The sequence below is a fragment of the Kitasatospora sp. NPDC004531 genome (genome assembly GCF_053602195.1).
Map to the genome: position 1 here is coordinate 1 of NZ_JBSGDD010000154.1, position 8,779 is coordinate 8,779.

An 8,779-nucleotide genomic window follows, 5' to 3' on the forward strand; every position below is an offset into this window, starting at 1 on the left:
CTCTTTTTAGTGTTTTTTGGCGTGGGGTTGGGTTGGGTACATATTCGGTCAACACCGGCAACCCCCCCGACGGCCCCGGACCCGGGGGCGCGGGGAACTGCGCGAGCAACCACCCACCCCCCCCAAGTCGCACCCCCTCCCCCGCCTCCCACCCCCGCCGCGCCCCACCAGTCCGAGCACCCAGCCGCCCCACCCCACCCCCGTCGCGCCCCAAAATCCCAATCCCACCCCGCCCAAAAAAAACCACTTGCATCCCCCACCCCCCTGACTAAGGTGGTCCAAGTCCGCCCGCACGCACCCCTGCGCGGGTGGTGAGACGACGAGTGAGGAGGTGTGGCCACGATGGTTGCCGCCGTGACGCGGCGCGCTTTCGCCTGCGCGCCCTACGCCTCTTCCCCCCGTCTTCTCCCCACCGGCTGACAGCGCGTCACTCCGCGCCCCGGTGGGCCACTCCTCAGGAGCCACCGCAGTGCGCGAGCGCTTTGCCGACAGCGATTCCTTCTCCCGTATCCGCCCCAAGGGCGCGTCCCGTCGTGGCCGCAAGGCCGACCGCTTCGACGACGCCGAGCCCGAGTACCTGTACTTCCCCTCCGAGGACCACGAGTTCGAGGAGGACACCGAGACCGAGAGCCTCCCGCCCGCCACCGACGGCCCCGCCGTCGGCGACCGCTGGTCGACGTGGGACCAGTCCACCCCCACCGAGAAGGGCCCCGAGCCCCGCCCCGACTGGGTGGTCACCGAACTCGCGGCCGTCGACACCGAGTTGGGCATCGTCAAGACCGGCAAGGAGGCCGACGTCTTCCTGCTGGAGCGCGCCGTCCCCGGCACCGACCGCCGCACCCTGATGGCCGCCAAGCGCTACCGCGATGCCCAGCACCGGATGTTCCACCGCGATTCCGGCTACCTGGAGGGCCGCCAGCACAAGGAGTCCCGGGTCACCCGGGCGATGGCCAAGCGCACCGCCTTCGGCAAGGAGGCGATCGCCGGCCAGTGGGCGGCCGCCGAGTTCGCCGCCCTGTGCCGCCTGTGGTCGGCGGGCGTGGCCGTGCCGTACCCGGTGCAGATCACGGGCACCGAGATCCTGATGGAGTTCGTCGGCGACGAGGCCGGCACGGCCGCCCCGCGGCTGGCCCAGCTGCGCGCCGAGGAGGCCGACGTCGACGACCTCTGGGAGCAGCTGGGCCGCAGCCTGTCCCTTCTCGCGTACGACGGCTACGCGCACGGAGACCTCTCGGCGTACAACATCCTGGTCCACCACGGCCGCCTGGTGATCATCGACGTCCCGCAGATCGTCGACGTGGTGGCCAACCCGCGCGGCCTGTCCTTCCTGGAGCGCGACGTCCGCAACGTCGGCGCCTGGTTCGTCTCCCGCGGCCTGCCGCCGGAGCGCGTGGAGGCCCTCGTCGATTCCCTCGCCGAGGAGGCCCGCCTCCGCCGCTGATCACCGGATCCGCCAGGTCAGGGCCCTTTCACGGCCAGAGGACGAACCGCGGCAGCACCACCCGCCGCGGTTCTCCGCCGTCCGCCGCCACCGCCCGCAGCGCGCCCCGGATCTCGTACAGGTGCGCCACCGTGAGCTCCAGCGGCGCCTCGTGCGGCTGGTAGGTGTACCTGATCGGGTAGTCCACCCCGTCCTGCACCGACATCTCGATGTGGCAGCCCAGGACGTACGTGACGGTCCGCCGTTCGGCCAGCTCGATCATCCGGTCGATGCTGTGCCCGAACGCGGCCCAGTCCTCGATGTACAGGCGTCCGGGGTACACGGTGTCGCCGGTGAGCAGGAACCCGCTCCACGGGTCGTAGTAGGTGACCGACGCGGCGTGGTGCCCGGGAGTGGCGAGGCACTCCAGCACCCGCCCGCCCAGGTCGACCGGCACGACCGCCCCGGGGTCGGCGTCGAAGCCGAACCACGGCCAGGCGTCGTCCTTCCCGGCCGGCACCAGCTCCGTCCGGGGCCGGTCGGCGAACTGCCCGTCCCCGGCAACGTGGTCGCCGTGCGCGTGCGTGTGCAGCACCAGCAGCCGGTAGTCGTCCCGGGGGTTGCGCTCCAGCCAGGCGTCGATCAGCTCGTCGACGGTCCGCCGCAGCGGCAGGTACTCGGCCTCCGCTGTGGCCCCGGTGTCGATCAGCACGGCCCGCTCGTTGCCGAACAGCAGGTACAGGAACGGCGCTTCGTAGTTGACGGCCATGTTCTGCCGCAGGATCACGGTGTGCTCGTCGTACACGTGGACCTGCAGCTCGGGGTCGGTGTTGTGCCGGGCCGACGGCGAACCGTGGTTCCACCGGACGTCCAGCGGCCGCGCCTCGGGCCGCCCACCGCCGAAATCGATCATCTCATCACTCAAAGCGCCGAACTCCCCTGACGGACCTGCCCCGACGGCCGGTTGACCGCCCATCAGTATGAACGCACGACCCGAACAGACGTGCCCCACCGCCGTGTAGAGTCACCGCGGCGACACGGGGGCTCGTGCGGGGCCTGGCCGACTTCCCATCGGGCGTCCGGGCAGCCAGAATTGACAGGTCGTACACCATGCTCGGGGGAAACGGGACATGTGGGGTCGGGGGACGGTACTCGGGGGCCGCTATGCCCTCGCCGCGCGGCTCGGCAGCGGCGCCATGGGCGAGGTCTGGCGGGCGGACGACCAGGTGCTGGGCCGCCAGGTCGCGGTGAAGATCGTGCTTCCGGCACTGATGGAGGACGAGGTCTTCGCGGCCCGCTTCCGCCGCGAGGCGACCGTGCTGGCAGCGATGAACCACCGCGGCGTGGTGCACATCCACGACTACGGCGAGGACGCCTCCGACCCGTCCGCGAAGATCGCGTACATCGTGATGGAGCTGCTGACCGGCCGCCCGCTCGACAAGGCCAAGGGCCGCGGCACCTTCCCGCCGGACCGGGCGCTGGACATCGCCGCGCAGATGCTGGACGCCCTGCACGCCGCGCACCAGCAGGGCATCGTGCACCGCGACATCAAGCCGTCCAACCTGATGATCGACCAGGACGGCCGGATCACCGTCACCGACTTCGGCATCGCCCGCACCCTGGCCGACACCCGGATCACCACCGCCCACGCGGTGATCGGCACCGCCCTGTACATGGCCCCGGAACGCGCCGAGGGCAAGGAGGCCTCGGCCGCCTCCGACCTGTACTCGGTCGGCGTGGTGCTGTACGAACTCCTCGCCGGGAAGCCGCCGTTCACCGGCGAGACCCCGCTCGAAGTGGTGCTCAAGCACGTCCGCGATCCGCTGCCGGAGCTGCCGGAGACGGTGCCCGCACCGGTGCGCGCGGTGGTCGCCAAGTCCCTCGCCAAGCAGCCCGCCGACCGCTACCCGGACGCCGCCGCAATGGCCGCCGCCGCCCGCCGGGCGATGTCCACCCCGGCCGGCCTGGGCGCGGTCCTCGCCCTCGCCGGACCGGACGAGACCCCGCCCGCCGTCGCCGCCACCCCGAGCGCCGCCCCGGACGCCACCACCGCGCCGCAGCGGACGGAACGCGGCGGCCGCCGACGCCTGGTCACCCTGGTCCTCCCGTTCGTGCTGGTCACCGGCGGCGGCGTGACGGCCCAGCAGCTCGAACTGCTCCCCTGGCAGCACCACGACACCACCCAGAGCGCCAACTCCGGCCACTCCCAGGGCAGTTCCCCGCTCGCCTCGGCCCCGGCCGGCCCCGCCCAGGACAGCCCCGCCGCCCAGCCCCAGTCCTCCACCCCGCCGTCCACCGACCCGTCCCAGCCCGCCGGCACCCCCGACCAGGGCAACTCCACCACCGCCAACGGCGGTTCGACCAACACCAACCCCAACACCGGCGGCGGCTCGACCACCACCAACACCGGTGGCGGCGGCTCCACCAACACCAACCCCAACCCCGGCGGCGGAGGCTCGCAGACCCAGCCCACCCCCACCACCCCCAAGCCCACCACCGGCGGAGGCGGCGGAGGCACCGGCCCGGCCTCCGGCTGCGGCGGCAGCGGCTGGGGCCGCCTGGTCAACGTCGGCACCGGCCAGGCCGCCGGCCTCGGCTCGGACACACTGACGGCGGGCACCCCCGTCGTCTCCGGCCGCAACACCTCCTACGGCTGGATCAAGACCACCGACGGCAGCGGCCAGACCACCTTCACCGCCTGCAGGAGCGGCAGCGGCATCAGCCTAGGCGCCCGCTACGCCGGCAGCCCCAACGACGCCGAACTGGCCGGCCCCAGCTCCTACGGCGACCTCACCAACTGGTCGCTGGTGGACGCTAACCCCGGCACGTTCCAGGTCAAGTACGGCTACGGCGTGCAGAGCTGCCTCACCGACCGCGGCGCCGGCACCACCCTCACCGTCACCACCTGCTCGGCCATCGGCGACAAGTCCCAGCTCTTCCGCTTCTCCTGACCCGACTCCCGCCCCCCGCACCGGAGTTGTCACACCCCTCGGGAAGAGTGCCGGACATGGCCGAACAGTACGTCACCGCCTTCGCGGTGGACGCCGCGCTGCTCCTGCGCCTGCCCGGCTCGGGCGGGCCGGGGCTGCGCGGCGTCCCCCCGTCCGCCGCCCTCACCGAGCTGCTCTCCGGCCGGCTGCGCGCCGACGCGGACTCCCGCTACACCGCCCTGCTGCCCGCCCTCGCCGGCGCCCTCGGCACCCCGCTCGGCGAAGTGGTCCTGACCGGCCGCCACTGGGACGAACTCACCGACGTCCTGCGCACGTTGGGCGTCCCCGCGCTGACCGCCCTGTGGTCCCGCCGCTGGCCCTGGCCCGACGGCGCCACCGACGACCGGCCGTGGCCGCACGCCACCCTCACCCCGTGCTCCGCCCTCCCTGCCGTCCTCGCCGAACTCGCCGCCCTCGACCCGGACGCGCTGCCCGGCCTCCCCACCGCCCACCTCGACGACGAGGACCTCGAAGAGGCCGCCTGGCTCCTCACCGAGCACCTCCCCACCTGGGCGTCCCACGCCCGGGCCCACTCCCTCGACCTGCTCCTGGTCCGCGACGGCGCCCGCTGAACCCCGGGCCCGCCGCCACCGCTCAGGACACCACGTCCTTCGTCGCGAACCCCCGGAACGCCAACGCCAGCAGCACCACCGCGTACGACAGCGACAGCACCACGCCCTGCACCATCCCGCCCCACTCCAACTGCGGCTGCAACGCGTCCGCCCACGCGTACTGCCAGTGCGCCGGGAACCACTCCCGCAGCGACCCGAGCGCCGTCACGGCGTCCAGCACGCCGGTGATGATCGACGCGAACACCGCGCCGCCCACCGCGCCGAGCGGGGCGTCCGTCGCCGTGGAGAGCCAGAACGCCAGCGCGCCGACCACCACTTCGGCCAGGAACACGTACAGCACGGCCAGCGCCAGCCGCGGCAGCGCCTCCGTGGCGGACAGCGTCGCCCCGGTCGGCAGCTTCAGGTCGCCCCACCCGTACGCGGCGGTGCCGACCACCAGCCCCACGGCCGGCAGCAGCACCACCGCCGCAGCCGAGAACCCCATCGCCACGACGAACTTCCGCGCCAGCAGCCGGGCCCGCGGCACCGGCGCCGCCAGCAGGTACCGCAGCGAGGACCAACTCGCCTCCGACGCCACGGTGTCACCGCAGAACAGCGCCACCGGAATCACCAGCAGGAACCCGGTGCCCATGAACAGCAGCGTGGTGGCGAAGTTCGCCCCGGACGCGGTGGCCAGCTCGATGAACGTGGTGCGGTTCTCCCGCCCCGGCGTCCCGCCGATCCGAAAAGCCGCCAGCACGACGAACGGCAACGCCGCCAGCACCCCGCCGATCACCAGCGTCCGGCGCCGCCGCAACTGCCGCATCGCCTCGACCCGCAACGGCAGCGTCCGCCCCGGCCGATAGCCGGGCGCCGCCGTCTCCGCCGTCACCGCACTCACGCCGCACCTCCGATCAGGGCCAGGAACGCGTCCTCCAGCCGCCGCTGCGGCCCGATGCCCGTCACCGGCACACCCAGCCGCACCAGTTCGGCGGTCAGCCGGCTCACCGGCAGACCGTCCAGCCGCACCAGCAGCCCGCCGTCCACCGCCCGCACCGACTCCACGCCGTCCAACGCGGCCACCTTCTCCGCGACCACGGCCGTCTCCCCGAGCCCGAACCCGTCCTCGACACCGACCAGCAGCTGTTCACCCGCACCGGTGATCTCCCCGGTCGGCCCGGCCACCACCAGCCGCCCGCGCTCCATCACCACCAGATGCGTGCACGACTGCTCGACCTCGGCGAGCAGGTGGCTGGAGACGATGACCGTCCGCCCCGCGGCCGCGTAACGGACCATCACCTCCCGCATCTCCCGGATCTGCGGCGGGTCCAGCCCGTTGGTCGGCTCGTCCAGGATCAGCAGGTCCGGCAGCCCCAGCATCGCCTGCGCGATCGCCAGCCGCTGCCGCATGCCCTGCGAGTACGTCCGTACCGCCCGCTCCAGCGCCTCCCCGAGCCCGGCGATCTCCAGCGCCTCCGCGAAGTGCGCGTCCTCGACGGGCCGCCCGGTCGCCGCCCAGTACGACTCCAGGTTGGCCCGCCCGCTCAGATGCGGCAGGAAACCCGCACCCTCGACGAACGCCCCGACCCGCGACAGCACCGGCGCACCCGGCCGGATCGCGTGCCCGAACACCCGGATCTCACCCTCGTCCGGCCGGATCAGCCCCATCAGCATCCGCAGCGTGGTGGTCTTGCCGGCACCGTTCGGCCCGAGCAGCCCGAGCACCTGCCCGGCCTCCACCCGGAACGACAACTCCCGTACCGCGTAACGGTCCACCGAGCCCTTGTACTTCTTCGACAGCCCGGTGATCTGCAACGGCACCCCGGCCAGCGCCGGGTCCGGCGCCGGCGCGGCCACCCGCCGCCGCCGCGCGAACACCAGCAGCGCACCGAGCGCCAACGCCACCAGCGGCAGCACCCAGGTCCGGTCCGGCACCGGCGCGGCCTCGGTCCGCAACTGCTCCACCGTCGGCACGCTCAACGGCCCCGCCGCGGCCACCGTGTACGTGGCGGCCTGCGCGGGCGAGGCGTACGCCAGGTCGGTGGACGCCAGCACCAGCCGCAACCGGTGCCCGGCCGGGAACTCGTGGTCCACCGCCGGCAGCGTCACCTGCACCGTCCGCCCACCCGCCGCGTCCGCCCCCGTCACCCGCAGCGGGGCGACCAACTGCTGCGGCAGCGACTGCTTCCCGTCCGGCGCGACGTCGTACACCTTCGCGAACAGCACCGCCTCCGGCACGTCCGCCGCCACGTGCACGGCCACCGTCGGCGCACCCGTCAGGTGCAACGGGCCGCCCAGCGGCGCGGAGTCGAACGCCGCGAACTGCCCGGGAAAGTCGATCGACAGCCCCGCACCCACCGAGGACAGCTGCGACAGCGCCCCGATCCCCGGCAGGGTCGAGATGTTCGGCGGCGCGCCGCCCGGCGGATTCGCGATCCGCTGCTCCCGGCCCGTCAACTCCACCGTCCGCTGCCCGGTCCCGCCCAACCCCGGGTAGGCATCCGCGTCCGCCCCGCGCAGCACCGCCTGGAAGCCCGTCGAGTCGACGCCCCCGGTCCGCGTCACCCGGAACGCCGGCCCGGTCGACCCCTTCCCGCCCTTCAACCAGTGGTCGAACCAGGCCGTCACCCGGTCGTCGACCCGGGTACTGCTCTCCTGCCCGCCGTCGTGCCCCGCCCCGAACCAGTCCACCGCCACCGGCGCCCCGTTCGCGGCCACCGCCTTCGCGATCCGGTCGCCCTGGTCCAACGGGAACAGCGAGTCCTGCTGCCCCTGGACCACCAGCGTCGGCACCTTGATCCGCTCCGCCACCGACGACGGACTCGACCGCTCCAACACCCGCACCGCATCCGCGTCCGGCCGCCCGGCCGCCGCCACCCGGTCGTACATCTCACACAGCTCGTCCCGGAACCGCCCGCACCCCACCGGCCCCTCGACCTGCTGCTTCGCCCCGCCCCCGATCAGCCCGGACGCCGAACCGGTGGTGAAGAAGATCCCCGCCCACAGCTTCTTGAACACCCCGTCGGCGGCCGAACTCCCCTGCGCCGCCTGCGGAAACAGCGCATCCGCCAGATTCCACCAGGTGATCTGCGGCGCGATCGCGTCAATGCGCCTGTCGTACCCGGCCGCCAGCAGCGACACCGCGCCACCGTACGACGCCCCCGTCACCCCGACCCGGGGATCACCCTCCCCGTCCAACTGCACCTCGGGCCGCTGCGCCAACCAGTCCACCAGCCGCGACACATCCGCGACCTCCCGCTCCGGCTGGTTCAACCCGATCTGCCCCGACGACTCCCCGAACCCCCGCGCCGACCACGTCACCACCGCGTACCCGGCCCGCGCCAACTCCTCGGCCCGCGCCCGCTCCCCGTCCTTCGACCCCCCGAACCCGTGCGCCAACAGGATCGCCGGCCGCCGCCCCTCCCCACCCGCCGTGAAGAAGGACGTATCGATCCGAACCCCCTCCGCCCCCTCCAGGAACCGGTCCTCCCGATGCACCCCCACCGGCCCCCCGGCCCCCACCCCCACCACAACCCCACCCAGAAGCGCCCCCACCACGCCCCCCACCACCAGCCCCCGCCGCCACCCCACCCACCCACGCCAAACCCCAACAAGCCCCATACCCGCAGATCCTAACCACGCCCCCCGTAGGCCCCCGCTAAACCCACACCCCCACCCCCTCCCTCCCCGTCCCCGACGCCGCGCCCCTCCCCCATCAGCAGGCGGGCCACGGGCGGGCGGGCGGGGACAAAAACCTCAACCACCCCCAACCCCCACCCAACTCCCCACCCTCTCCCCCTCCCCACCCCCCATCAGCA

General features: G+C 73.4%; 6 protein-coding genes. 3 read left to right on the forward strand and 3 right to left on the reverse strand.

Annotated elements, in window-relative coordinates:
• Window positions 1-469 precede the first annotated feature (469 nt).
• Window positions 470-1,441, forward strand: coding sequence for a serine protein kinase RIO (locus ACWEMJ_RS32785; RefSeq protein ID WP_452140787.1), 972 nt, complete (start codon window positions 470-472; stop codon window positions 1,439-1,441).
• Window positions 1,442-1,469: 28 nt separating this feature from the next.
• Here ACWEMJ_RS32785 and ACWEMJ_RS32790 read toward each other — a convergent pair whose 3' ends face one another.
• Window positions 1,470-2,333 (reverse strand): MBL fold metallo-hydrolase, encoded by an 864-nt coding sequence (locus ACWEMJ_RS32790; protein WP_452140788.1) that lies wholly within the window; start codon window positions 2,331-2,333, stop codon window positions 1,470-1,472.
• Between the two features lie 217 nt (window positions 2,334-2,550).
• Here ACWEMJ_RS32790 and ACWEMJ_RS32795 point away from each other — a divergent pair, with 217 nt between their 5' ends.
• Both ACWEMJ_RS32795 and ACWEMJ_RS32800 read left to right on the forward strand, forming a co-directional pair.
• Window positions 2,551-4,371 carry a protein kinase domain-containing protein gene (locus ACWEMJ_RS32795; protein ID WP_452140789.1) on the forward strand — a complete coding sequence of 607 codons (1,821 nt, stop codon included), beginning with the start codon at window positions 2,551-2,553 and terminating at the stop codon, window positions 4,369-4,371.
• Window positions 4,372-4,427: 56 nt separating this feature from the next.
• The gene (locus ACWEMJ_RS32800) at window positions 4,428-4,982 is read left to right on the forward strand and encodes a hypothetical protein (RefSeq protein ID WP_452140790.1); all 555 of its coding nucleotides are present in this window, start codon (window positions 4,428-4,430) and stop codon (window positions 4,980-4,982) included.
• Between the two features lie 22 nt (window positions 4,983-5,004).
• On the opposite strand, the gene ACWEMJ_RS32805 is transcribed toward ACWEMJ_RS32800, so the two are convergent.
• Window positions 5,005-5,787 (reverse strand): ABC transporter permease, encoded by a 783-nt coding sequence (locus ACWEMJ_RS32805; protein WP_452140792.1) that lies wholly within the window; start codon window positions 5,785-5,787, stop codon window positions 5,005-5,007.
• Window positions 5,788-5,858: 71 nt separating this feature from the next.
• Window positions 5,859-8,582 carry an alpha/beta fold hydrolase gene (locus ACWEMJ_RS32810; RefSeq protein WP_452140791.1) on the reverse strand — a complete coding sequence of 908 codons (2,724 nt, stop codon included), beginning with the start codon at window positions 8,580-8,582 and terminating at the stop codon, window positions 5,859-5,861.
• Window positions 8,583-8,779: the final 197 nt, after the last annotated feature.

Excerpts from the sequence above, each read along its gene's own strand:
- ACWEMJ_RS32790 (WP_452140788.1), bottom strand. The coding sequence starts at position 2,333 with ATGATCGATTTCGGCGGTGGGCGGCCCGAGGCGCGGCCGCTGGACGTC.
- ACWEMJ_RS32795 (WP_452140789.1), top strand. The coding sequence starts at position 2,551 with ATGTGGGGTCGGGGGACGGTACTCGGGGGCCGCTATGCCCTCGCCGCG.
- ACWEMJ_RS32800 (WP_452140790.1), top strand. The coding sequence starts at position 4,428 with ATGGCCGAACAGTACGTCACCGCCTTCGCGGTGGACGCCGCGCTGCTC.
- ACWEMJ_RS32805 (WP_452140792.1), bottom strand. The coding sequence starts at position 5,787 with ATGCGGCAGTTGCGGCGGCGCCGGACGCTGGTGATCGGCGGGGTGCTG.
- ACWEMJ_RS32810 (WP_452140791.1), bottom strand. The coding sequence starts at position 8,582 with ATGGGGCTTGTTGGGGTTTGGCGTGGGTGGGTGGGGTGGCGGCGGGGG.